This window comes from Streptomyces incarnatus (assembly GCF_001027185.1).
GTDB lineage: Bacteria > Actinomycetota > Actinomycetes > Streptomycetales > Streptomycetaceae > Streptomyces > Streptomyces puniciscabiei.
In genome coordinates, this window is the sequence record NZ_CP011497.1 from 5,183,934 (window position 1) to 5,208,742 (window position 24,809).

At 74.2% G+C, this 24,809-nt stretch carries 14 protein-coding genes; 4 read left to right on the plus strand and 10 right to left on the minus strand.

Annotated elements, in window-relative coordinates:
- Positions 1–159 precede the first annotated feature (159 nt).
- Together ABB07_RS23325 and ABB07_RS23330 are read right to left on the minus strand one after the other, a co-directional pair.
- Positions 160–1,860 carry a glycosyltransferase family 2 protein gene (locus ABB07_RS23325; RefSeq protein ID WP_208900532.1) on the minus strand — a complete coding sequence of 567 codons (1,701 nt, stop codon included), beginning with the start codon at positions 1,858–1,860 and terminating at the stop codon, positions 160–162.
- A gap of 44 nt (positions 1,861–1,904) precedes the next feature.
- A complete protein-coding gene (locus ABB07_RS23330) occupies positions 1,905–3,173 on the minus strand; it encodes a glycosyltransferase family 87 protein (RefSeq protein ID WP_208900533.1) in 1,269 nt (422 codons plus the stop codon).
- Between the two features lie 245 nt (positions 3,174–3,418).
- Here ABB07_RS23330 and ABB07_RS23335 point away from each other — a divergent pair, with 245 nt between their 5' ends.
- Complete coding sequence (locus ABB07_RS23335) at positions 3,419–5,002, plus strand: glycosyltransferase family 39 protein (RefSeq protein ID WP_208903585.1); 1,584 nt, start codon at positions 3,419–3,421, stop codon at positions 5,000–5,002.
- Here the strand turns inward: ABB07_RS23335 and ABB07_RS23340 are convergent.
- On the minus strand, positions 4,999–5,475 hold the full coding sequence (locus tag ABB07_RS23340; RefSeq protein ID WP_208900534.1) for a MarR family winged helix-turn-helix transcriptional regulator: 477 nt from the start codon (positions 5,473–5,475) through the stop codon (positions 4,999–5,001). The genes ABB07_RS23335 and ABB07_RS23340 overlap by 4 nt on opposite strands.
- A 102-nt stretch (positions 5,476–5,577) precedes the next feature.
- Between ABB07_RS23340 and ABB07_RS23345 the strand changes: the two genes are divergently transcribed.
- Positions 5,578–5,991, plus strand: coding sequence for an organic hydroperoxide resistance protein (locus tag ABB07_RS23345; RefSeq protein WP_208900535.1), 414 nt, complete (start codon positions 5,578–5,580; stop codon positions 5,989–5,991).
- Positions 5,992–6,056: 65 nt separating this feature from the next.
- On the opposite strand, the gene ABB07_RS23350 is transcribed toward ABB07_RS23345, so the two are convergent.
- From ABB07_RS23350 to ABB07_RS23380, 7 genes are all read right to left on the minus strand, one after another.
- The gene (locus ABB07_RS23350) at positions 6,057–8,408 is read right to left on the minus strand and encodes a bifunctional glycosyltransferase/CDP-glycerol:glycerophosphate glycerophosphotransferase (protein ID WP_208900536.1); all 2,352 of its coding nucleotides are present in this window, start codon (positions 8,406–8,408) and stop codon (positions 6,057–6,059) included.
- 6 nt (positions 8,409–8,414) lie between these two features.
- Positions 8,415–10,619 carry a bifunctional glycosyltransferase/CDP-glycerol:glycerophosphate glycerophosphotransferase gene (locus tag ABB07_RS23355; RefSeq protein WP_208900537.1) on the minus strand — a complete coding sequence of 735 codons (2,205 nt, stop codon included), beginning with the start codon at positions 10,617–10,619 and terminating at the stop codon, positions 8,415–8,417.
- 173 nt (positions 10,620–10,792) lie between these two features.
- Entirely contained in the window at positions 10,793–13,036 is a 2,244-nt protein-coding gene (locus ABB07_RS23360; RefSeq protein WP_208900538.1) for a bifunctional glycosyltransferase/CDP-glycerol:glycerophosphate glycerophosphotransferase, read from the minus strand.
- Positions 13,037–13,195: 159 nt separating this feature from the next.
- Positions 13,196–14,035: a carbohydrate ABC transporter permease gene (locus tag ABB07_RS23365; RefSeq protein WP_208900539.1), complete on the minus strand. Its 840-nt coding sequence runs from the start codon at positions 14,033–14,035 to the stop codon at positions 13,196–13,198.
- Complete coding sequence (locus tag ABB07_RS23370; RefSeq protein WP_208900540.1) at positions 14,032–15,312, minus strand: carbohydrate ABC transporter permease; 1,281 nt, start codon at positions 15,310–15,312, stop codon at positions 14,032–14,034. The genes ABB07_RS23365 and ABB07_RS23370 overlap by 4 nt, the downstream gene beginning before the upstream one ends.
- Before the next feature lie 70 nt (positions 15,313–15,382).
- Complete coding sequence (locus tag ABB07_RS23375; protein ID WP_208900541.1) at positions 15,383–16,768, minus strand: ABC transporter substrate-binding protein; 1,386 nt, start codon at positions 16,766–16,768, stop codon at positions 15,383–15,385.
- Between the two features lie 206 nt (positions 16,769–16,974).
- Entirely contained in the window at positions 16,975–21,171 is a 4,197-nt protein-coding gene (locus ABB07_RS23380; protein ID WP_208900542.1) for an FHA domain-containing protein, read from the minus strand.
- A gap of 357 nt (positions 21,172–21,528) precedes the next feature.
- On the opposite strand from ABB07_RS23380, the gene ABB07_RS23385 reads away from it, so the two are divergent.
- Both ABB07_RS23385 and ABB07_RS23390 read left to right on the plus strand, forming a co-directional pair.
- Positions 21,529–23,211: a serine/threonine-protein kinase gene (locus tag ABB07_RS23385; RefSeq protein WP_208900543.1), complete on the plus strand. Its 1,683-nt coding sequence runs from the start codon at positions 21,529–21,531 to the stop codon at positions 23,209–23,211.
- A 144-nt stretch (positions 23,212–23,355) separates the two neighbouring features.
- The gene (locus ABB07_RS23390; protein ID WP_208900544.1) at positions 23,356–24,582 is read left to right on the plus strand and encodes a serine/threonine-protein kinase; all 1,227 of its coding nucleotides are present in this window, start codon (positions 23,356–23,358) and stop codon (positions 24,580–24,582) included.
- The last annotated feature ends 227 nt before the right edge of the window (positions 24,583–24,809 follow it).

Here is a 24,809-nt window from a genome sequence, read left to right on the forward strand (position 1 = left end):
TTGGCCCGTTCAGCCGCTCGGTGGAGCAGCGGGCGTCTCTCAGTGAAGCAGTGGGCGTCCCGCCGGGTCGGCGGGTGTTCCCTCGGATCACCGGGTTTCCCTCGGATCAGGGGGTGTCCCGGTGAAGTGGCGGGTGTCCCGCGTGAACCGGCGGGCGTCTCAGTGAAGCAGGCGCCGGAGCCGGTTGCGCGCCACCTGCACCACCCCGCCTACCCCGGTCGCCAGGCGTACGGCAAGTGCGCCGGAGTGCGTGGCGTACGGCTGCACCAGGAGCACGCCGTGCCGGACGCTCGGGACGGCGCGCCGGCGCAGCCGGCCGGCGCCCGTCAGGGCGTGCCCCGTCACCTCCCGCTCCGCGCCGTCGGCGAAGCGCACGGTCAGCCGCAGGTCCCAGGTACCGGCGCCGAGACCGGCCAGATCGACGGGCAGCTCGGCCGTCCAGCTCCCCGCGCCGGTCTCCCGTCCGCTCCCCGCGCCGGTCTCTCCCTCGGTCGCCGTGCCGGTCTCCGCGCCGGAGGGCGTGAGCGGAACCGTCGTACGCCCCCGTCTCTGCTCCTCGTCTTCCCGGGACTGCCACTCCACGTCCACCTCGCGCGGGCCCGCCTCGGCCACCCTGCCGTACAGCTCGTGCAGCCGCAGATGGAGCAGCGAGGCACGCGCGCGTGGCCGCAGTTCCGCGTCGACCGCCACCGGGAGCAGAGCGGTGGGGCGGGTCAGGAGCGGTGTGAGGGTGACCTGGGGGAGGTCGGCGGCCCAGACGGGGACACCGTCGGGAGTGCTGGCGTAGGGCGGCAGCAGGCGCGCCGGGCGGGCGGCCAGCTCGCGCAGCCGGGGCAGGTCCCGGGGCTCGGGCGACTCCATGACGACCCGCGCCAGCAGCCGGCCCGGGGCGCCCGGGTTCAGCTCCCAGTCGGCGGCGTCGTAGCCCGCGAGGTACTCCCGGGTGTGCGCCCACCACGCGCTCCGGTACTGCGCGTCGCGCAACCCCAGCTCGCGGGCGTACATGCGCACCTCGTGGTCGAGGAACTTGGCCCGCGCCGCCCGCGCCAGCTCCTTCTGCCCGGCGCCCAGCAGGATCTCGTACGCCAGCGTGCACGCCTCCACGCGCGCCTTCCAGTTGTCGATGTGCTCCCGGTCCAGCGAGAGCGACAGCTGCTCGGCGGCACGGCGCACATGCCACACGTACACGCGGTCCGGTACGAGCGCGATGCGCGGGCCGGCGGCGAGTATGCGCGCGGTGAAGACGATGTCCTCGTAGAGGAAGCGGCCCTCGGGGAAGCGGATGCCGTGCTCGCGCAGGAAGTCGGTGCGGTACAGCTTGTTGACGCACAGCGTGTCGTGGACCAGGCGCGGGCGCTGGGAGGGGCGCGCGAGGACGGTGTGCGCCGTGTAGAGGGGCGCCTGCCAGGGTTGCTCGCGCCCCGAGGGCAGCTCCCGGCGGACGCACAGCCCGCTCGCGACCTCGGCGCGCGCCTCGGTGGCCGCCGCCAGCAGCGCGTCCACTGCACCGGGCGGCAGCACGTCGTCGCTGTCCAGGAACATCACGTACGGCGTGGTCACGGCGTCGATCCCGGCGTTGCGCGGGCTGCCGCAGCCGCCGCTGTTCTCGCTCCGGTGCACCACCCGCAGCCTGGGCTCGTCGGCGGCCAGCCGGTCGAGCAGCTCGGCGCTGCCGTCCGTGGAGCAGTCGTCCACGGCGACGACCTCGGCGACCGCCGGTCCCTGCGCGAGCGCGGAGCGCACGGCGTCACCCACATGGGTAAGGTCGTTGTAGCCGATGACGACGACACCGACCTGCGCCGGGCGCGGCGACTCGGCGGTACCTGCTGTATCGGGTGTGTCAGTCGAGTCTGATCGCATCGGGTCCACAGGCCGGGAGCGTAGAAATGTTCGGTAATACCCTGTTAAGAGAGGCTTAGCGCCCGGTCCGGAAGACGGTCGGAATCGGGCCGGGGTTCCGTTTTCTGCGGAGTCTTTTCCTCGGTGTGTGTCGAACGCCACAACCGGAGGAGCGACAGCGCGGACGCGACCGCCAGGATCCCATTGCGGGCCAGCATCAGCAGACAGCCGGTCCATGTGCCGTCGATCACTTCGCCGTAGTTCATCGGGAACACCAGGGCGCTCAGCGCCGCCGCCGCCACGAGCAGCGCCGCCACCGGCCGCTGGCTGGTGTGCCGCGAGGTCAGGCACACCGCCGCGAGCCCGAGCAGCCAGATCATGTACTGCGGGCTGATCACCCGGCTGGTGACCGTGAACAGCAGCACCGCGCACAGCGCCGCGTCGAACGGCGTGGCCTCGCTCCACCGCCGCGCCCGCGTCCGCCACACCACCAGCAGCGCGAACGCGGCCGCCGTCAGCGCGAGGGAGGCGGTGGCGACCGCCTGCACATGCGGGCCGACCAGCTCGGTGGCGCCGTACCGGTAGCGCGCGCGGCCGGGCCAGCCGGCGTGCCGGGCCAGGTTCAGCGCCGTACCGCCGAGCGACTCGATCTGCACGCCCCGTCCGCCCTGCTCCCGCAGAAAGGACAGGGGATGGGCGAACAGCGCGGCGAGCACAGCGAGGGCGACGGCGCCGGTGGCCGCCGCCCACCCCCAGGCCCGGCGCGTGGCCGGCCCCCGGGGTGTGCCCAGGAGCACCAGCGCGGGCCACACCTTCACCAGTGCGCCCAGCGCTCCCCAGACCCCGGCCGCGCGCGCAGAGCGGCCCACCGCGAGCAGCGAGAGCACGGCCAGGGCGGTGACCTGGACGTCGTACCGGGCGAGCGGGAGGTGCAGCAGCAGCGGCAGGCCGCCCGCCCACAGGACCGCGCCGAGCGGGCTGCGCCCGGGAAGCTGGCCCGCGCGGGTCAGCGCCGCCGTGACCAGCGCGTCCATGGCCAGCGTGAGTACGACGAACGCCTGGAAGTACGTCAGCCACGGCAGCAGGCGCGGCGCCAGCAGCACCACTCCGGCGCCCGGCGGGTACTGCCACAGCGTGTCGTGCGCCGGGAACGAGCCGTGTGCGAGGACGCCGTACCAGTCGCCGTACAGCCACCACACCTCACGGGCCACCGTCCCCCCGCCGAGCAGCGGGGCGCTGTCGTGGGTGAGCAGCCACAGCATCAGCGCGCGGGTGGCGAGCCAGAGGGCGGTGACGCCGGGGACCGGACCGGAGTTGACACGGAGACGGTTCATCGCATGGGAGCCTAAGCCGGGCGGATGGTCCATTCCTGCCGATACGCCGTCATGGCTGTGAAAAGGTTGGCTAATCGCAAAAGATCGGGCGGGCCGTGGTGAACGTCGGGCTTCCTGTGGAACGGCAGTCGCGCGGGGCGGCTGCGACGGCGGTCGGCGCGCCGGCCGGCGGGGCGGGGCGCGTGCCGCGCGGTCGACGGGCCCGGCCCCACCGCCTGATCGCCGTGGGGGTGCCCGCGCTGGTGATGCTCGCGGTCGGGCTCTGGGGGCTCGACCGGGGCGGGATGTGGCGCGACGAGGCCGTCAGCCTCCAGGTCGGGCGGCGCACGGTGCCGCAGATCTGGCTGCTGCTGCACGACGTGGACGCCGTGCACGGCCTGTACTACCTCCTCGTGCACGCCGTCCTCGCCGTCCGTCCCGGCGAGGTCGCCCTGCGGCTGCCGTCGGTGTGCGCGGCGGCGGCGACGGCCGCGCTGGTGGCGGCGCTCGGTATCCGGTTGTCCCGGCCGCGCGTCGGGCTGTGGGCCGGGCTGCTGTACGCCGTCGCGCCGATGGCCGGCCACTATGCGCAGGAGGGCCGCTCGTACGCCCTGGTGGCCGCCGGGGCCACCTGGGCGACGCTGCTCTTCGTACGGGCCGTGCACCGCGGTTCCGCGCGTTCCTGGGCGGCGTACGGCGCCGTCCTCGGCCTCACCTGCTGGCTGCACGAGTTCGCGGTGCTGGTGCTGTGCGCCCACGCGGGGACGCTGGCGCCGGCCCGGGTCGGGGGGAGGGTGTGGCGTCGGTGGGCGTGCGCGGCGGGCGGGGTCGTGGTGTCGCTGGTGCCGATGGCCGTGGTGTCGCGGGGGCAGGCGGCGCAGGTGGCGTGGCTGCGGAGGCCTACGGCGGCGACGGCGGAAGGGCTGGTGCGGGGGTTCCTCGGGCCCTCGGGCGGGGTGTACGCGGTGTGTCTCGGCCTTGCGCTGGCCGGGGCGGCCGGGCTCGTGGGGCGGCGGGGGGAAATCACCCTCGCGGGGGTGGCGTTGCCGTTGACCGTGGTGCCGCCCGCGGTGCTGATGCTGGCCTCCCAGGCCTCGCCGCTGTTCGTCGACCGGTACGTGCTGTACGCGCTGAGCGGGGCGCCGTTGCTGGTGGCGGCGGGGGCCGAGCGGGTGGCTGGGGTGGCGGGGCGGCTGCGGCGGAGCGGCCGGCCGGGGAGGTGCTTTCTGCCTCAGCCGAGGAACGACCGTTCACGGGGGCCGAACGCCGCCCGCGTCGACGGCCGGCCGGAAAAGCGCCCTTCGCCGCCATCCCGCACGCTCTCGCGGTCCCCCCTCGTCACCCTCGCCGGTGTCCTCGCCGTCGCCCTCGCCTTCCTGCATCAGCTCCCCCTCCTCCGGGCCGACCGGGACCCCGGGGCCCGGCCCGATGACCTCGGTGCTGTTTCGCGGGTCGTGGCGCGGGAGTTGGGGCCCGGGGACGCCGTGGTGTTCCTGCCGGCGCACGCGCGGAACGTGGCTCTGGCCTATCCGGGAGCGTTCCGGGGCGCGCGGGACGTGGCGTTGGGGGAGGGCGCCGCCGGGTCGGGGACGCTGTACGGGCGCGAGGCCGGGGCCCGGGAGGTGCTGCGGCGGATGGCGCGGCTGGACCGGGTGTGGGTCGTGGCGGACCCGGACCTGCTCGCCGGGCGCTGGATCCCCCGCAACCGCACCGAGCGGGCCGAACTCGCCGTGCTGCGGCGGTACTTCACCGGGCGGCAAGAGGTGCTGCGGGGCGGCATGGCCGTACGGTTGTACGTCCGTGAGCCGATGAAGCCCCTGCCCGCGCCGGCTCCTGCCCGCGTCGGCTAGCTCTCCTCGCCCCCCGCGGTCAGGGCCGCCGCGTCCAGCGCGGTCGTGAGCCGGTCGAGGCGGGCGCGCAGCTCGGTGATCTCCTCCAGCTCGAAGCCGGTCGCCCGGGCGATGCGGCGCGGCACCTCCAGGGCCCGCTCGCGCAGAGCCGCGCCCTCCTCGGTGAGCCGGACCCATACCGAGCGCTCGTCCTCGGCGCTGCGCTCCCGGCGCACCAGGCCGGCCGCCTCCAGCCGCTTGACCAGCGGGGACAGGGTGCCGGAGTCGAGCCGCAGATGCTCGCCCAGCGTCTTGACGGGCAGGTCTCCCTGTTCCCACAGCACCAGCATCACCAGGTACTGGGGGTAGGTGAGCCCGAGGTCCTTCAGGACCACTCGGTACACGCCGTTGAAGGCGCGGGACGCGGCGTGCAGGGAGAAGCAGATCTGGCGGTCCAGGCGGAGCCAGTCGACGGCGGTGGGCGAGGCGGTCATGGCTCCAGGATAGCTCTTGCGAGCCATTTGGTTGTGCACAACTTAATTGTGTGCTCTACTTGTGGTCACAGCGAACCCCGCACCCGAGAGGGAATGGTCTTCATGGACGCGCTCTACACCGCAGTCGCCACCGCCACCCACGGCCGGGACGGCCGTGCCGTCTCCTCCGACGGCCGGATCGACCTGAAGCTGGCCCCGCCGGTGGAGCTCGGCGGCAACGGCGAGGGCACCAACCCCGAGCAGCTCTTCGCCGCCGGTTACGCCGCCTGCTTCGGCAGCGCCCTCGGCCTCGTCGGCCGGCAGGCCAAGGTCGACGTCAGCGACGCCGCCGTGACCGCCGAGGTCGGCATCGGCAAGCAGGGCGAGGGCTTCGGCCTGAAGGTGACGCTGCGCGTCGAGCTGCCCGACACCGTGGACGCGGAGACCGGCCGCAAGCTGGTCGAGACCGCCCACCAGGTCTGCCCCTACTCCAACGCGACCCGGGGCAACGTCGAGGTCGACCTCGTCATCGAGTGAACCGGTAATCCGCGGAGAACCGCCTGGAGGGTGCCGGTCCGGGCCGGCACCCTCCAGGCGTGCGCCTACGCCGACGCCAGGGCGTCCGGGCCCACCGCCTGGCCCGGGATCCGGGCCGCGCCCGGGCCGGTCATCGGCTCGCCCAGCAGCAGCGTCCGTACGACGCGCTCGGCGGCCCGGCCGTCGTCGAACTCGCAGAACCGCTCCCGGAACGCCGCCCGCAGCCGCGCCGACTCCTCGTCCCGCCAGGACCCCGAGGCGAACAGCCGGGCCAGCTCGCGGTAGGAGCGCGCGACGTGCCCCGGCGGCTCGGCGGTGATGTCGAAGTAGGCGCCCCGGCTCGCGGTGTACGCGGGCCAGTCGTCGGCGTGCACCACGATCGGCCGGTCCAGGTTGGCGTAGTCGAACATCACGGCCGAGTAGTCGGTGACCAGCACGTCCGCCGCGAGCAGGACGTCCTCCACGCGCGGCTCGTCGGTCGCGTCGACCACGATCCCGCGCCGGTCCAGCTCGGTCAGGCCCATGCCCCGCGCGGGGCCGGTCGCCAGCGACGGGTGCAGCCGGACCACCAGGGTGAGCCCGTTGCCCCGGCCCTCACTAAGGCCACCCAGACCCTCGCCAGAGCCCTCACCCAGACCCTCGCCAGGGCCCGCCCCCAGCGCCTCGCCCAGGTCCGCCGCGAACCGGGCCAGGTCGATCCGGTCCACGTGCCCGCTGCGGCGGTAGTCCCGGCGGGTCGGCGCGTACAGCACGACCGTGTCGGTCTCCGGGATGCCGTACCGCTGCCGGAAGTCGCTCTCGGCGCCGTTCACCAGCACGTCGTTGCGCGGGCTGCCGGTGCGCAGCGAGGTGAAATGGCAGGGGTAGGCGCGCTCCCAGACCAGCTCCGAGTGGCGGTTGGCGACCAGGCTGTAGTCCCAGCGGTCGGCCCGGCGCAGCATCTGCGGCACGTCGAAGCCGAGCCGGGCGCCCGGCTTGTCCAGCAGATCCGCGCCCATGTACTTCAGCGGGGTGCCCTGGTGGGTCTGGATGTGCACGCTGCCGGGCCGCTTGGTGAGCGTGCCGGGCCAGTTGACGTCGTTCACGAAGAACGTGGCCCGCGCCGTGACCTCCAGATAGCGCCGGGAACCCACGATCACGTGCTCCACCCCGGACGGCAGCCGGTCGGCGGTCTCCTCGTCCTTCAGCACCCATACCCCGCGCAGCTGCGGGGCGATCTCCCGGGCCTTGGCGTAGACGGCGGCCGGGTCGCCGAGCACGCCCCGGTGCGAGGACGCCGAGTAGACGACCAGGTGCGGGTCCAGCGGACGGCGGGTGTGCACGGCCGCCCAGCCGGCGCGGGCCCGGGCGGCGGCCGCGCCGCCCGCCAGAGCGGCCAGCCGTGCCGCCTCCTGCCCGGCCCGCGCCGCCTGCCGCCCGATCCGGTACGCCGTCCAGGAGCCCACCGGCAGAGCGGCCCCGCCACCGGCCGGGGCGCCCGGCAGCGTCTCCGGCGCCACGGCCTGCCCCGGCGCCACGGCCCGCCCCGACGGCGCGGTCTGCACCGGCTGGTGGCGCCGCAGCATCTCCCGGGTCCGCCGGAAGAACTCGGCCTTGTCCGCGGGCGGCAGCCGGTCCGGCTTGGCCAGGATGTCCAGGCAGTGCTCGCCCATCTTGCGGTGCAGGTACGGCCGCCAGTGCGCGAGCTGCGGGCGCTGCTCGACGAACGCGAAGACCCGCTCGTACTGGTCGTGGATGTCGAAGTGCTTGCGGCTGGTCGTGGACAGGATGTTGCCCTGCCGGCGCTGCCGGTAGTTCAGGCAGATCCGGTCCAGCACGGCGATCCGCCGGGCGCTGAGCAGGACCGGGAAGGTCCAGGGCGTGTCCTCGTAGTAGCCCGGCGGGAACGCGAAGCCCTCCGCCGCCACGAACTCCCGCCGGTAGACCTTGTTCCACACCACCATCAGCAGGTCGAGGATCTGCGGGTACTCGTCCGCGCCGAAGGTGCCGGGACCGGCCTCGGTGAGCACCTCGGCCAGGGCGTTGCGCCGGGTGCCGCCCCACCAGTAGGTGCGCGCGTAGTCGAAGACCAGCACGTCCGGGTCCCCGGCCTCGGTCAGCCGGTCGGCGATCGCCCGCAGCGCGCCCGGGGTGAGGGTGTCGTCGCTGTCCAGGAAGAACAGGTAGTCGCCGGTGGCGTGCGGCAGCCCGGCGTTGCGGGCCCGGCCGAGACCCACGTTCTCCGGCAGGTGCAGCACCTTCACGCGCGGGTCGCGTCCGGCGTACTCGTCGAGGATGGCGCCGCAGCCGTCGGGGGAGCGGTCGTCCACGGCGATCAGCTCGAAGTCGTTGAAGGACTGCAGCAGCACCGAGTCCAGGCACTCGCGCAGGAAGCCCTGCACCTTGAAACAGGGCACGATCAGACTGAAGCGGGGCACGGCGGGTCAGCTCCTCACGAGGGTCGCGGCGGCGGGGGCGGGGACGCGCCGCGCCGGCGGGATCACGGGCGGGAGAGCCTCCGGCGGCTCGCCCAGCAGCACCCGCCGTACGACGCGTTCGGCGGCCCGGCCGTCGTCGAACTCGCAGAACCGCTCCCGGAACGCCGCCCGCAGCGCCGCGGCCCGGTCGCCCGCGTACGAGCCGTCCCTGAAGACGGCGGCCAGCTCGTCCGGGGTGCGCGCGACCGGTCCCGGCGGCTCGGCCATCAGGTCGAAGTAGACGCCCCGGGTCTCCCGGTAGACGTCCCAGTCGTCGGCGTACACCACGATCGGCCGGTCCAGGTTGGCGTAGTCGAACATGATCGACGAGTAGTCGGTGACCAGCGCGTCCGCCGCCAGGCACACGTCCTCGGCCGAGCGGTGCGCGGTGACGTCGATGATCCGGCCATCGCTCGGGCCTCCTGGCCCCCGGTCGTAGAAGTAGTGGGCGCGCAGGAGCACGACCACGTCCTCGCCGGCCGCCGCGCAGAACGCCTCCAGGTCCAGGCCGGGCTCGAAGCCGGTGTGGTGGTCGCGGTGGGTGGGGGCGTAGAGGACGGCCGTGCTGCCCTCGGGGACGCCCAGCTCCCGCCGCACGCGGGCCACGTCCTCGCCGGTCGCCGTGTAGTAGACGTCGTTGCGCGGATAGCCGTACTCCAGTGCCTCCCAGGAGCCGGGGAAGGCGCGCTCCCACATCTGGGTGGAGTGGCGGTTGGAGGAGAGGTTGAAGTCCCAGCGGTCGACCCGGCCCAGCAGTTTCGTGTAGCTGCCGGACCGCGCGGCCACCACCGGGTACGTCGACTGGTCCACCCCCATCGTCTTCAGCGGGGTGCCGTGCTGGGTCTGCAGGTGCACACTGCCGGGCCGCTTGACGATGCCCTCGGCGAAGTTGGCGTTGTTCACCAGGTACTTGGCGCGGGCCAGCACCTCCCAGTAGCGGCGGGAGCCGATCACCGCGTACTCCACGTCCTTCGGCATCGCGTGCGCCTGACCGGCCTCGACGAGGAACACCGAGCGGATGTGCGGGGCGAGTTCGCGGGCCTTGGCGTGGATCGCGGCCGGGTTGCAGGTGTACCCCCGGCCCCAGTAGGCGCAGTACACGGCCAGGTTCTCGTCGAGCGGGCGGTGCAGGTCGCGGGCGTAGCGCAGCCGGGTGCGCACCGCGCGCGGGCGCGGCAGGGCCTCGGCGGTGTTCACGGCCAGCTGGTTGGCGCCGCGCAGCGCCCGGAACGCGCTGTACGCCCCGGTCGCCAGCAGCCGGTGCTGCACGCCCAGGCTGCCGCCCGGGGCCCGGAAACCGGCCGGGCGGTGGCGCCGGTAGAGGCGGGCGGCGCGGCGGAAGAACGCCCGGTGCCCGGACGGCAGCCGCTCCGGCCGGGACGCGGTCTTCAGCACCTGGGCGAACAGCTGCTCGAAGAGCGCGCGCGTCCGCTCGGCGGGCAGCTCCCGCTCGGCGGCCCGGGTCAGCACGAGCTCCACCTGGTCGAGCAGGTCGTGCTGGTGCGGCCCCGGCAGGTTCAGCCGGCTGCCCTGCCGGCGCAGCCGGTGCCGTACGACGACCCGGCGCAGCACCGCGATCCGCCCGGCCGCGAGCGTGGTCAGCCCGCCCCAGCCCAGGTCGGTGAAGTAGCTGTCGGGAAAGGCGAGTTCGTGCTCGGTGAGGAAGCCGCGGCGGTAGGCCGCGCTCCACGCCGGGAGCTGGACGCCGGTCAGCTCCGGCCGGTCGGCGGGGGCGAAGGCACCCTTCGGCGCCCCGGCGAACAGCGGCGCGGCCGGGTTGGTCGGCTCGCCCTCCCACCAGGGGGCCCGCTCGTGCTCGGCATAGAGGACGTCGACGTCGGCGGTCTCGGTCAGCCGGGCGTCCAGCGCCGCGAGCGCGCCCGGCAGCAGCAGGTCGTCGCCGTCGAGGAACAGCACATACGCGCCGGTCGCCGCACGGATCCCCGCGTTGCGTGCCCCGCTCAGACCGGCGGACGGCGGCGAGTGGACCGGGGTCACCCGGGAGTCCCGCTCCGCGTGTCCGGCGGCCACGGCTGCGGCCGGGGAGTCGGCGGCGTCGCAGACCGGGATCAGCTGCAGATCGCCGAAGGACTGGCCGAGAACCGAGTCCAGCGCCTGGGACAGCCGGGCGGCGACCCCATGGGAGGGGACGATGATGCTGAAGCGGGGCATTCTGCTCTTTCTGTTGTCTTGCGGACGCGTGTCGTGCGGAGGCGTGTCCTGACGACAGGGCCTGGGCCGGCCCCGCGGCCGGGCCGCCCCGCCGGACGCCAGGTGGACGGCCGGCTCGGGGTCGGCCGCGTCGAGCCGAGGGGCACGGGAACTCCCGAAGAGATCAACGCCGGTCAGCGCCTCTCGGTGACGGGGCGGGAACCCGAAGGCTGCGGCACGGTGGCGGTGGCCAGCGGGGAGCGCGCACAGGCCGACGGCACCGGCTTGCGCTGCTCCAGCGGCACCACCGGCGGCAGCCCCGTCCCGCCCAGCACCACGTGCCGTGCGACCCGCTCGGCGGCGCGTCCGTCGTCGTACGGGCAGAACCGCTCCCGGAACGCCACCCGCAGCTGGGCCGAGCGCGAGCCGCGCCAGTGGCCGGTCGCGAAGATGTCGATCAGCTCGTCCTCGCTGTGCGCGACCGCGCCCGGCGGGAAGTCGCACAGGTCGAAGTAGGTCCCACGGGCCGCCCGGTACGCGTCCCAGTCGCCGGTGTGCACCACGATCGGCCGGTCCAGGTTGGCGTAGTCGAACATGATCGACGAGTAGTCGGTGAGGAGGGCGTCCGAGGCCAGGCACAGCGACTGCACGCTCGGATGGTCGCCGACGTCGATGATCCGGCCGCCCGCCCCCAGGGGGCCGCCGCGGGTGGGGTGCGGGCGGGCCAGGATCACGAAGCGCGGGCCGAGGCGGCGCACGATCCGCTCCAGGTCCAGCAGCGGGCGCTGGGTGCGCAGGTAGTCCCGGTGGGTCGGCGCGTACAGGATCGCGACCGCGCCCTCCGGGATGCCCAGCGACTGGCGCAGCCGGGTCACGTCCGCCGAGGTCGCCCGCTGGAAGACGTCGTTGCGCGGCGACCCGTACTCCAGGGTGCGGTACCGGCCCGGGAGGACCCGCTCCCAGGTCAGGGTCGAGTGCCGGTTGCCGGACAGGACGATGTCCCACTGGTCGACCTCGCTCAGCAGCCGGGCGAAGTCGGTGTCACGGGCCGCCGCCGGGCGCTCCTGGAGGTCCAGGCCCATGTGCTTGAGGGGCGTGCCCTGCCGGGTCTGGACCAGGATCTGCCCGGGCCGCTTGCGCAGGCCCGGGTCCAGGACGTCGTCGGTGACCAGGTACTTGGCGCGGGCCAGCGCCGTCCAGTAGGCGGCGGTGCCGGGCCGCAGCCGGCGCGGGCCGGGCGGGACCGCGTGCTGGTGCTCGGGACGGGCGATCCACGCGGTGCGGATGTGCGGGACGTGGGTGCGGAACGCCTCCTCCAGGGCGCCCGGGTCGCCGCCGTGGCCCCGGCCCGCACCGGAGCCGAACACCGCCCGGTCGGCGCGCACGGGCAGCCGCAGCTGGATCCGGTAGTGCAGCCGCAGCCCGCCGGTCCGCACGGCCCGGGCCAGCTTCACCACCGCCTTGAACGTGCGCCGGCGCACGGCCGAGGCCAGCTGGAGGGCGCGGAAGGTGCGGTGCAGGCCGAAGCGGACCAGGATGCTGCGGCGCCGCATCCGGGCTCCGGGGACGCGGTGGCGGCGGTAGTGGGCGCGCGCCCGGCGCAGGAACTCGCCGTGACTGCCGCGCGGCAGCCGGTCCCGCTTGGTGAACACCGTGGCGTAGTGGTCGATCATCCGGCGGAACAACTCCGGCCGCCACCGCGCCAGTTCGGGACGCTCCTCGACGTACGCGAAGACCCGGTCGTACTGCTCGAACAGATCGAAGTGCTGCGCGCTGGTGGTGCCGAGGATGTTGCCCCGGCGGCGCTGCCGGTAGTGCACGCACACCCGGTCCAGGGTGCTGATCGACCCCGCCGTCATCAGCACCGGGAAGGTCCAGGGTGTGTCCTCGTAGTAGCCCGGCGGGAAGGTGAAGCCGTGCTCCGCCACGAAGTCCCGCCGGTACGCCTTGTTCCAGGCCACCATCAGCACCCTGAGCAGCCCCGGCCGGTCCTCCAGGCGGAACGGTGCCGCGCTCTGCTCGGCGAGCGGGCCGGTGAGCTGGTTGCGCACCACCCGGCCGTCCCAGTAGGTGCGCGCGTAGTCGTACACCAGGACGTCCGGCTCGCCGGTCTCCTTGATCCGGTCGGCGATCGAGCGCAGCGCGTCCGGGGTGAGCGTGTCGTCGCCGTCCAGGAAGACCAGGTAGTCACCGGTCGCCTCGGCCATCCCCGCGTTCCGGGCCCGGCCGAGCCCCTGGTTCTCCGCCAGGTGCACGGGCCGCACCCGCGCGTCCCGGTCCGCGTACTCGTCGATGATCGCCCCGCAGGCGTCCGGCGAGCAGTCGTCCACGGCGATCAGTTCCAGATCGGGGTACGACTGCGAGAGCACCGAGTCCAGGCACTCGGAGAGATACGCCTGGACCTTGTACGCGGGGACAATGACACTGAACCTGGGCAAGGGACATCCAAGGGTCGTCGGTCGGCGCGGGGGTTCTGACCGGAAACGGCCGATGGAGTGAATTGGTTACGGTTCGTACGGCATGTGGGGGACAGCGGGTGAACGGCGAGGGGCGGGCCCCTTGCGGCCCGCCCCTCGGAAGAGTGCTGAAGTGTCCTGCTACTTGACCGCGCCCGCCATCACCCCGGACACGAACTGCCGCTGGAACGCGAAGAACACGGCCAGCGGGATCACCATGGAGATGAACGCACCGGGTGCCAGCACGTCGATGTTGTTGCCGAACTGCCGTACCTGCGTCTGCAGGGCGACCGTGATCGGCTGGGTGCCGGACTTGGTGAACACCAGGGCGACCAGCATGTCGTTCCACACCCACAGGAACTGGAAGATGGCGAGGCTCGCGATCGCCGGCCCGGCGAGCGGCAGCACCACCCGGGCGAACAGCCGCAGTTCACCGGCGCCGTCGAGCCGGGCCGCCTCCAGCAGCTCGCGCGGGATCTCCGCGAAGAAGTTCCGCAGCAGGAACACCGCGAACGGCAGACCGAAGCCGGTGTGGAACAGGATCACACCGAGGATGCTCCCGAACAGGCCGATCTTCCCGAACAGTTCGGCGATCGGGATCAGCGCCACCTGCACGGGCACCACCAGCAGGCTCACCACGCCCAGGAACCACCAGTCCCGGCCCGGGAACTCCATCCACGCGAACGCGTACCCCGCGAGGGAGCCGACCGCGACGACCAGGACCGTCGCCGGGACCGTGATCAGCACGGTGTTCCACAGGGAGTGGGTGATGTCGCCGTTCTCCAGCAGCTTCCGGTAGCTGGCGAAGGTGAGCTGGGACGGCTCGGTGAACACCTTCCACCAGCCGCTCGCGCTCATGTCCTCCGGCGAGCGCAGGGAGGAGGCGAGCAGCCCGATCGTCGGCACCAGCCAGAACAGCCCCACGACGATCAGGAAGGCGCGGACCAGACCACCGTTGATCTTCTCCAGCAGCCAGGTCATCGCCGCACCTCCCGCCGCAGCCGGCGAATGTTGAACGCCATCACCGGGATGACCAGCACCAGCAGCAGCACCGCGATCGCGCTCGCGACGCCCGGCTGGTTCTCCGCGAAGCCCTTGCGGTACAGCTCCAGGGCGAGCACGTCGGCGTCGTCCTGGGAGGAGCCCGGCGCGATGATGTAGACGAGGTCGAACACCTTGAGCACGTTGATCATCAGGGTGACGGTGACGACCGCGAGGACCGGCGCCAGCAGGGGCACGGTGACCTTGCGGAACACCTGCCACTCGTTCGCACCGTCCACCCGGGCCGCCTCCAGCAGCTCCCGGGGCACGCCCGCGAGCCCGGCCGCGATCAGCACCATCGCGAAGCCCGCCCACATCCACACGTACGCCCCGATGATCGCCGGGGTGACCAGCGCGGGGCCGAGCCACTCGACGCCGTTGTACGGCTCCTTGAAGTTGCCCGCGGGCAGCCGCAGCCGCGCGCCGTCGGCCGAGGCGGGCAGCGTGAAGGTGCCGTCCGCGGCCGCCTTGGTGGTGGCGACCACCGTGCCGTCCTTCACCGCCTCGATCCGCATCCCCGCGTAGCCCAGCTCGGACGGGTCGGGCGCGCCGAGCCGTCCCACGCCCTTGCCGCGCGTGAAGTCCTGCCAGGTGGTCCCGGTGATCCTCCCGGGCTCGGGCCGGGCGGCCACGGCCCTCTTCGCGCTGTCCGGCATCTGGTCCGGGGCCACGCCGACGAGCGGCAGGGCGACCGGCTGCCCGGCGTGCACGGGGACCCTGGTGATGAAGCCGCCGCCCTGGGGCACGAGCGGCGACTCGCGGCCCGGGTGGGCCTTGGGGAACGCCGACGACTGCGCGAAGGTGTCGTGGACCCCCACCCACACCGCGTTCGCGACCCCCTTGTGCGGATCCTGGTCGTACACCAGCCGGAAGATGATCCCGGCCGCCAGCATCGAGATCGCCATCGGCATGAAGACGACCAGCTTGAACGCCGTTCCCCAGCGCACCCGTTCGGTCAGCACCGCGAACACGAGACCGAGCGCGGTGGAGACCGTCGGGGCGAACACCACCCAGATCACGTTGTTCTTCAGGGCGGTGCGGATGCCGTCGTCCGTGAAGAGGGTCTTGTAGTTGCCGACGCCGGCGAACCCGTCGCCGTTGGCGTCGTAGAAGCTGCGGATGACCGAGTACCCGATCGGGTAGACCACGAGCGCGCCGAGCAGCACCAGGGCGGGCAGCAGGAACAGCGCTGCCACCGTCCTCCGGGTGCCGGTCACGCTCCTACGACTGCGGGGTGCGGCCGGACCCGGTGGGGCCCCGGCCGCCGCTGCCGACGTCATCGCCGGATCAGCTCCCGCTTCCGTACGCGGCCGCCGCGTCCTTCTCCAGCTTCGCCTGGGTGCCCGCCACGTCCGCCGGGTTCTTCAGGAAGTCCTGCAGGTCCTTCCACTCACCCTTGCCCGGGGTGCCGCCGAAGGCCTGCGGGGCCTGGTCGGACATGTCGAAGCGGAAGTCGTCGCCGGACGCGATCAGCGCCTTGGCGATCTTCTGCTGCACCGCGTTCGGGTACGCCGAGACCGGCACGTTCCTGTTCGGCGAGAGATAGCCGCCGAGCTTCGCCTGGATCGTCGCCGCGTCCGGGGAGGCGAGGAAGGTGACCAGGGCCTGGGCCGCCTTGGAGTCCTTCAGGATCACCGCCGCGTCACCGCCGGAGACCACCGGCGCGCTCGAACCGACCGCCGGGAACGGGAACACCTTCGCGTCCGTGCCCACCTTCGCCTTGGTCTCACCGATGTTGACCTGCGCGAAGTCGCCCTCGTAGACCATCGCGGCCTTCGGCTGGTCGCCGCCGGTGAAGGTCTGGGTGACCGAGGCCGGGAACTCCGTCTGCAGCGCGCCGTCCTGGCCGCCCGCCAGATAGTCCTTCCTGCCCCAGATCTGCGCGAGGGTCGTCAGCGCCTGCTTGACCGACGGATCCGTCCACTTGATCTTGTGCTGGGCGAGCTGGTCGTACTTCTGCGGGCCCGCCTGGGACAGATAGACGTTCTCGAACCAGTCCGTCAGCGTCCAGCCGTCGGCGCCGCCGACCGAGAACGGGGTGACACCGGAGTCGTACACGTTCTGCGCCGTCTTCAGCAGCTCCGGCCAGGTCTTCGGCTCCGTGGCGCCCGCACCCTCGAAAACCTTGGCGTTGTACCAGATCAGCGACTTGTTGGCGGCCTTGTAGTAGACGCCGTACTGCTTGCCGCCCACCTTGCCGATGTCCTGCCAGCCCTGGGAGTAGTTCTTCCGCAGCTCCTTCAGGGCGTCCGGCGCGAGCGGCTTGGCCCAGCCCCGCTGCACGGCCTGCTTGATGGCGCCGGGCTGCGGCAGCATGGCCACGTCCGGCGGCTGACCGCCCGCGATCTTGGAACCGACGAAGTTGATGATCGGGTCCTGGGCGGGCACGAAGGTGACCTGCGCGCCGGTGCGCCGCTCGAACTCGGCCAGCACCTGCTTGAAGTTCTTCTGCTCCTGACCGGTCCAGACGGCGGCGATCTCCAGGTGCGCGCCGTTCAGCTTGGGCAGGCTGACGGTGGAGGCGCTCTTCGAGGGGCCGCCGCCCGTGCCACCGTCCTTGGTGTCCTTGCCGCTGCTGGAGCAGGCGCTGAGGGCGAGGGCTCCCGTGAGGAGCGCGGCGAGTGTGGTGACGGTCCTGTGTGTCCGGATGGTGCTGCTGCTTCTGCTGCGCATCACTTCCCCGTTCGTCGTTCTCCGTTGAACGTCGTTGGACGTCGATGAACGTCAAGAAGACTGTCCCGTGCGATCCGGTCTACGCCGGGCCGCTCAGGGGCGGCAAGAGCGTCTGCGGTGTCGAGCGGCGCATCGTGACCGGCTCGTGACCGGGGGTGTATGCGTCGTTCTTCCCTAACAGCTTCGGTGACAGCAGGGTCTGTCGGCTACAGCAGGGACGGCACCTGGGCCGCCGACACCTCCCGGGCCGCCCGGTCCACCGCGCTCGCCAGCAGGGCCAGGTCGGTGGGGCCGTTGCCCAGCTCCCGCACGGGCCGGCGGGCCGGGGGGTCGCCCATGCGCTGCCAGTCCAGCGGGACCACCGTGGGCCGCTGGGTCGCGGTGCGCGGGATCCGGCCCGTCACCCGGCCGGCCTGGAAACCGACGGCCCGCCCGTCGGCGTACGCCAGCCGGCCACGGCCCGGCGCCGGTTCGTCCGGCCCCGGCCGGGGAGCGTCCAGCACGACCCGCAGGGCCGCCCGGCGCGCGGGCTCGGTCTCCGCGGTACGACCACCGGTCCCGGCCGCCGCCACCAGGTGCACGCCGAGCCGCTCGCCCTCCCGGGCCACCGCCTCCAGCGCGCGCATCACCGAACCGGCGGCGGGCCGGCCCGGCGAGCCGAGCGGGGGCGAGACCAGCGCGTCCAGGTCGTCGACGACGACCACGAGCCGGGGCAGCGGCGGCGCGGCCTCGGCCCGCTGCCGTGCGGCCGCCCCCGGCCGCAGCCGCAGGGTGGAGCTGGGCGGCGCCTCTATGTCCCCGCTCGCGGTGCCGGGCGTGCGCTGGGCGACGATCCGGCCCGACACCTCACGCCCCGCGTGCCACTGCGCGAAGTCCGTCCGGCCCAGCAACTCCGCCCGCCGCTTCAGCTCGGCGGCCAGCGACTGGGCGAACTCCCGCATGCGCACGGGGTCGTTGGCGATCAGATGGGTGGTGACATGCGGTATGTCGGTGCACGCCCGCAGGCCCTCGCCGCGCCCCGTCCCCGTCCCGACGCCGTCCCGCCCGTCCATCAGGACGACACCCAGCCGGTCCGGCCGCTCGGCGGCGGCCAGCGAGGCCACCACGGCCCGCAGCAGCTCCGTACGGCCGCTGCCGGCGGGCCCCTCGATCAGCAGATGCGGTCCGTCGGCCACCAGGTCGGCGGTGAGCGGCCCGCGCGGCCCGGCACCGAGCACCGCCCGGGCCCGGCCGCCCAGCGCCTGGGTGTCATCGGCCGCGTCGGCCCAGCGCGCCATCAGCGACGCCGGGGTGGCCCGGGCCAGCCCCAGCTCGTCCAGCAGCCGCGCCGACTGCGGCAACGGCGCCGCCACGCGCGTGTCCTGCTCGCCGGCCGGGCCGTCCGGCCGCAGCGGCGCCAGCGCCCGGGCGAACCGCTCCGCCCAGGCGAGGGAGACGGCGTCCACGGCGGCGAGCGTCCCCGGTCCGACGGGCCCGCCCGGCGCCACCCGCAGCAGCCGCAGCGCCGTCGCCACATCCCCGCTGAGCAGGGCCACGGCACCGCAGTGCCGGAACGTCGGCAGCACCGCGCACGCGGCCTCGTACGTCCGCGTCACGGGGGAGGCGGGCGAGGCGGGCTCCGTCTCGGCGAGGCAGACCACATGGATGCCCACCCGCGGCCCGGCCACGGCCAGCCGCGCCAGGGCATCCCGCAGGGCGCCGCCGCCGGGATCGCCGTCCACGACGACGACGGTCCAGGGACCGGCGAACCCGCCGCCCCCGCCGACCTCGGCCTCCTCCTTGGCCCAGGAGGGGCGGTGGGTGGGGGCGGAGGGGGTGACCGGGGGGTGGGTGCCGGTGGGGGTTTGTTCGGGGGCGGTGGCGGGGCTGCCGGTGGAGGTGGGGGTCGGGGTGGTCCCGTGGGGTGGGGTGCTGGGGGTGCGCGGTGCGCCGGGGGTGCGAAGGGTGCCGGCCGTGTCGGTGGTGCCGGTGGCGTGCGCGGTGGTGCCGGGGTGGCGCGAAGTCCGGGCCTGGGTGGGAGTGCCTGGCGCGGGAGTGACGCGGGGGCCGGGAAGGCCCGCCTGGGCGGGGTCGCCGGGGGTGTCCCACCGGTCCGTCTCCGGAACCTGGGGCTGGGCCTCTGCCTGGGCCCCGGCGCCCTGGGCGTGGGGGATCGGGCCCTGAGCCGGGGCGCCGGACGCCTCGGTCGGGATGTCCTGGGCCGGTGTGCCGGAAAGGAAGGACTGGGCGCCGGCACCCGAGCCGGGGCCGTGCGCGGGGGTGCCGAACGCGTCGGACGTGCTCTGGTCCGGTGCGCCCGTGCGGGGGCCGTGCGCGGGGGTGCCGAACGGGTCGGACGTGCTCTGGTCCGGTGCGCCCGTGAAGGGAGTACCGGCGGCACCCGAGCGGGCGCCGGGCGTGGCTGTGCCGGCCGGCTCGCCGGGGGCCGGGGCGCCCGGTGCCGTGCCAGGTGCCGGGACCCGGGCGGGGTGGGCCGCTGTTCTGCCGGTCGCCGCGTGGTCGTCGAGCCGGCGCAGGAGTTCCTCCGTGCGGGCCGCCGCCTGCTCGCGGTCGTAGGCCAGCAGCAGCCGGCAGTCCTGGCCGTGGCCCGGCCTGATATGCGGGAGCCAGCCCAGCCACGACCACTCGGCCGTGCGCTCCTCCACGGGGCGGGACCGGTCGGCGCTGATCAGCACGATCTCCAGCAGGCCGGGCGAGTGCAGCGCGGCCAGCTGGGCCAGCGCCGCACGGGCCAGCCCGGACAGCCGGGGGCGTGGCCCGGCCAGGCCCAGCGCGCCCGCCTCGCGCAGCGCCGCCGTCACGGGCACCGCGGGCAGCACACCGGAGCCGTCCGGCGCGCTGCGGTCCGCCGTGCCGAGCCGCACGGTCAGCGTCTCCGGATGACCGGGCCCGCGCTCCCACAGCCGGGGCCCAGGACCGAGAGCGGTCAGCAGCAGTGCGGCGGGATCCGGCCAGGTCTCCGGCTGCTGCGGTGCGGTGACCGCCGGAGCGGCGCCGGCTCGGGCGCCGGTGCCGTCGTACGCCTCGGGAACGGCGGCCTGTTCGCCCCGCCCACCGGCCAGCCGGCGCGCCCAGGCACCGAGCCCACGCCGCCGCGCGCCCTGCGGGGCGTCGATGCCCCTGCCGTCGACGCCCCTACCGCCGATGCCCCTGCCGTCGATGCCCCGGACGGGAGTGCCCTGGCGGCCACTGCCCAGCGGCTCCCCGTCCGTCCCGCCGACCCCGACGCGCCCCGCGTGCGTGTCCCCGCCGGAGGCGGCACCGGCTGAGCTCTCGATCCGGGGCGCCCCGCCCTGCCCCGGCACCACGGCCGACTCCCCGCGCCGGTGCTCCTGCCCCCCGCTGCCGGAGGTCCCCCAGCCACCGGAGCCATAACTGTGCTGCCCCACCCCGGAGGCACCGGCCGCAGAAGACGCCGCACCGTCAAGGAGCCCACCGCCACCCGACACACCCTTGACGGAACCCACACCCGCCGACGCTGATCCCGCCCCGCGAGCCCCACCGGCACCCGCAGACGGCGATCCCGCCCCACGACCCTCACCGGCACCCGCAGACGGCGATCCCGCCCCCCGAGCCCCACCCGCACCCGCCGACGGCGAGTCCGCCCCACCAGCCTCACCGGCACCCGCCGACGGCGAGACCGCCCCACCAGGGCCACCCGCACCCGACGACGATGCCCGCACGGGTGGTGCGGGTGGGAAACCGGACCCGGAGAACCCCGACGCACCCGCACCCGGCAACGCGCCCCGGACGACCCGAAGGCACCCCTCACCGTCGGCGACGGTCGGCGCCCCCGGCCCCCCGGACGGAGCAACCCGAAGCGCCGACTCCCCGATCCGCAGCAAGCCCCCGGCAGGGACCCGCACCGGGTGCTCGCCCACCCGCACCCCGTCCAGCGCCGTACCGTTCGTGGAGCCGAGGTCGGCGACGGACACCTGCCCGTCCGCGGCGACCGTGACCGCGCAGTGCAGCCGGGACACGTCGGGGTCGTCCAGCGGCACGTCCGCCTCGGCCGAGCGGCCCACGGTGATCCGGCCGCCGTGCAGCAGATGGACCCCGCCCGCGTCCGGACCCGCGACGACATGCAGCTGGGTCGGGGCGTCGTCGAGCTCGGGATGCGGCTCGGGGGCCGCGGGCGCGCCCAGGGACAGCACGGCGCCGTCGACCAGCGGGGGCTCGCCGAGGGTGCAGCGGCGTGCGTCCAGCCGCTCGGTGCCGGCGTAGAGCACGACGGAGGAGTTCGCGGCGTCGCGGCCCTCCCCGGTGACCGCCCCGGCCAGTGCCGACGCGACCGCGGCCAGATCCGTGCCCGTGGGCGCCGTGACCAGCACGTCGCGGCTCGCGGCACGGCCCCGCTGCGGGGCCGGGCCCAGCGGGTCTACGACGGTCAGCCGGATCTGCATCGGCGTCAGCGGTCCCTTCTGCGCGGGTCTGCGCGGGACGGACTTCCCCCCACCCCACACGAGCACGTCGGCCAGTACTGGAAGGCATCCTCGCACCTGCCACCGACAACGCGCCCGGAACCCGGAGAGAAGTGATCTTGATTGGTCGGCTCTGCCCCCAAAAGTGCCTGACCAGTGGCGCACCGGCGATCACTTGAGATCGGTCACGTCCGGCTCCGGCAACCAGCAGACCGGGACGCGCGTCTTTCCGTCGACACGTGGTGCCCACAGGGGCGGCACTACAGTGGGTCGGAACAACCGGAACGACAACCGGAATGCAGCGAAGCAAGCACCAGCAAGCAGCAGGGAGCGCGTGACGTGCGGCCAGTCGGCAGCAAGTACCTGCTTGAGGAGCCGCTCGGACGCGGCGCCACAGGCACCGTCTGGCGTGCCCGCCAGCGCGAGACCGCGGGCGCCGAGGCGGCCGTACCCGGGCAGCCCGGCGAGACGGTCGCGATCAAGGTCCTCAAGGAGGAGCTGGCGAGCGACCCGGACATCGTGATGCGCTTCCTGCGCGAACGGTCCGTGCTGCTCCGCCTCACCCACCCGAACATCGTCCGGGTCCGCGACCTGGTCGTCGAGGGCGATCTGCTGGCGCTGGTCATGGACCTCGTCGACGGCCCCGACCTGCACCGCTACCTGCGCGAGAGCGGGCCCCTGACCCCGGTCGCCGCCGCGCTGATGACCGCGCAGATCGCCGACGCGCTCGCCGCGAGCCACGCCGACGGCGTGGTCCACCGCGACCTGAAGCCCGCCAACGTGCTGCTCGCCCAGCAGGACGGCCAGATGCACCCGATGCTGACCGACTTCGGCATCGCCCGCCTCGCCGACTCCCCGGGCCTGACCCGCACCCAGGAGTTCGTCGGCACGCCCGCGTACGTGGCGCCGGAGTCCGCCGAGGGCCGCCCGCAGACCTCCGCCGTGGACATCTACGGCGCCGGCATCCTGCTGTACGAGCTGGTCACCGGCCGCCCGCCGTTCGCCGGCAGCACCGCTCTGGAGGTGCTGCACCAGCACCTGAGCGCCGAGCCGCGCCGCCCCTCCACCGTCCCGGACCCGCTGTGGACGGTCATAGAGCGCTGCCTGCGCAAGAACCCGGACGACCGGCCGAGCGCCGAGAACCTCGCGCGCGGCCTCAGGGTCGTCGCCGAGGGCATCGGGGTGCACGCGAACCCCGCGCAGATCGCCGCCGCCGAGGGGGTGGGCGCGCTGCTGGCCCCCGACCCGGCCCCGACCGCCGTCCCGGGCGTGCCCGGCGCCGCCGACCCCACCCAGGTGCTGCCGAACACCGGTCCCCAGGGCGCGTACGACCCGAACGCGGCGACCAGCGTGCTGCCGCACACCGGCGGCCCCCTCGGCGCCGCCGACCCGACCGCCGTACTGCCGCACACGGGCGCGGCCGACCCGACGGCGGTGCTGCCGAACACCGGCCCGCAGGGGCAGCAGCCCGAGCAGCCGCACCCCTGGCAGACCCAGCTGCGCGCGGCCCGCGACCGCAACGAGCAGACGCAGATCCAGTACCTGTCCCCGGAGGACGACCCGCTGCGCCACCGGCCCCAGCGGCAGGTGGCCCGTCCGCAGCAGCAGCCGCGGCAGGCCCCGCAGGGCCGTCCGCAGCAGCCGCAGCCGCGCGGCCGGCAGCAGGGGTACCAGCAGGGGTACGGCTATGCGCCGCAGCAGCAGCCCCAGCAGTACGCCCCGCCACAGGCGCCGCAGCGGTACGCGCCGCCCGCGCCGGAGCCGCAGCGGCCCGCCCGCGAGCCCCGGGCGCCCCGCCAGCGCAGCGCCAACCCGATGAAGATCCCGGGACTCGGCTGTCTGAAGGGCTGCCTGTTCACGATCGTCATCCTGGTCGTGGCGAGCTGGCTGATCTATGAGCTCACCCCGCTGCACACCTGGATCGGCCAGGGCCGGAGCTACTGGCACGAGGTGAGCCACTGGGCCGGTCGGGTGAGCAAGTGGGTCAAGGACCTGGGCGGCTCCTCGGGCGGCGGCAACTGACCCCGTGTACTCGCGGTAACTGACCGCGAGTTTGCGGATTTGTCGACATCTGGCGGGTGATTTCCGTCTCCGCGGTGAAGGTTGGCTCTCCGGACGCGTAGTTTTAACGACACCACGCGACAACGCGCGTCTGTAGGAGCAGTCTTGGCACGGAAGATCGGCAGCCGGTACACCGCGAACCAGATCCTGGGGCGGGGCAGCGCCGGCACGGTGTGGCTGGGCGAGGGGCCGGAGGGTCCCGTCGCCGTCAAGCTGCTGCGCGAGGACCTCGCCTCCGACCAGGAGCTCGTCGGACGCTTCGTCCAGGAGCGCACCGCGCTGCTCGGCCTGGAGCACCCGCACATCGTCACCGTGCGCGACCTGGTGGTCGACGGCAACGACCTGGCCCTGGTCATGGACCTCGTGCGCGGCACCGACCTGCGCACCCGGCTGGAGCGCGAGCGGCGGCTGGCCCCCGAGGCGGCCGTGGCGATCGTCGCCGACGTCGCCGACGCGCTGGCGGCGGCCCATGCGGCCGGGGTCGTCCACCGGGACGTCAAGCCGGAGAACGTGCTCCTGGACATGCAGGGCCCGCTCGGGCCGGGCGGCGCGCACCCGGCGCTGCTGACGGACTTCGGCGTCGCCAAGCTGATCGACTCGCCGAAGCGGACGCGGGCCACGAAGATCATCGGTACGCCGGACTATCTGGCCCCGGAGATCGTCGAGGGCCTGCCGCCGCGCGCGTCCGTGGACATCTACGCCCTGGCGACGGTCCTGTACGAGCTGCTGGCCGGCTTCACGCCCTTCGGCGGGGGCCATCCGGGCGCGGTCCTGCGCCGGCACGTCACCGAGACGGTCGTGCCCCTCCCCGGTATCCCGGAGGAGCTGTGGCAGCTGATCGTGCAGTGCCTGGCCAAGGCGCCCGCGTCCCGGCTGCGCGCCTCCGAGCTGGCGGCGCGGCTGCGGGAACAGCTGCCGACGCTGGCCGGGATACCGCCGCTGGACGTGGACGAGCCGGACCTCTCCGAGGAGGGCGCCGCCGAGGCGCTGCCGCCGGCTCCGCCGGGGGACGAGCCGGTACGGCGGCGGGGTGCGGTGTCCCTGGTCCCCGGGGCCAAACCCGACTCCAACCGCGACACGCACACCTCGATGAGGGTGCCGGGGCCGGACGAGCTGGCGGGCGGGGCCCACGGCACGGCGCGCGTTCCCCGGGCCACCGGTGCGCCCCGGCCGGGGTCGGCCCGGCACCGGGCCGCGGTGCGGCGGCGCCGGGTGACGCTGGGGGTGGCCGGGGTCGTCGTGGCGGCCGTGGTGGGCGTCGGGGCGTGGTGGGCGTCCGCCGACGGGGACTCCGACGCACCGTCCGGCACCCACAGCACGTCGGCCCCGTGACCCACCCAGGGGGCTCCGCCCCCTGGACCCCCGTTTCCCACCCACCCGCCCACCCGACTCGGTCGGCCAAGACGGCACCCTCCCAGCCCACCGAGCCCCAGGAGCCCGCGGTACTTCTCAGCCGACCGAGACGGGTGGGCGGGTGGGCAAAAGGGGGTCTGGGGGCGGAGCCCCCAGGACGGCCATCGCAGCACCGGCACCGGTCGGCCCAGGTCGCTTGCCACAGC

Coding starts and splice junctions, on each gene's coding strand:
- ABB07_RS23325 (WP_208900532.1), bottom strand. CDS start 1,860: ATGCGATCAGACTCGACTGACACACCCGATACAGCAGGTACCGCCGAG.
- ABB07_RS23330 (WP_208900533.1), bottom strand. CDS start 3,173: ATGAACCGTCTCCGTGTCAACTCCGGTCCGGTCCCCGGCGTCACCGCC.
- ABB07_RS23335 (WP_208903585.1), top strand. CDS start 3,419: ATGCTCGCGGTCGGGCTCTGGGGGCTCGACCGGGGCGGGATGTGGCGC.
- ABB07_RS23340 (WP_208900534.1), bottom strand. CDS start 5,475: ATGACCGCCTCGCCCACCGCCGTCGACTGGCTCCGCCTGGACCGCCAG.
- ABB07_RS23345 (WP_208900535.1), top strand. CDS start 5,578: ATGGACGCGCTCTACACCGCAGTCGCCACCGCCACCCACGGCCGGGAC.
- ABB07_RS23355 (WP_208900537.1), bottom strand. CDS start 10,619: ATGCCCCGCTTCAGCATCATCGTCCCCTCCCATGGGGTCGCCGCCCGG.
- ABB07_RS23365 (WP_208900539.1), bottom strand. CDS start 14,035: ATGACCTGGCTGCTGGAGAAGATCAACGGTGGTCTGGTCCGCGCCTTC.
- ABB07_RS23375 (WP_208900541.1), bottom strand. CDS start 16,768: ATGCGCAGCAGAAGCAGCAGCACCATCCGGACACACAGGACCGTCACC.
- ABB07_RS23380 (WP_208900542.1), bottom strand. CDS start 21,171: ATGCAGATCCGGCTGACCGTCGTAGACCCGCTGGGCCCGGCCCCGCAG.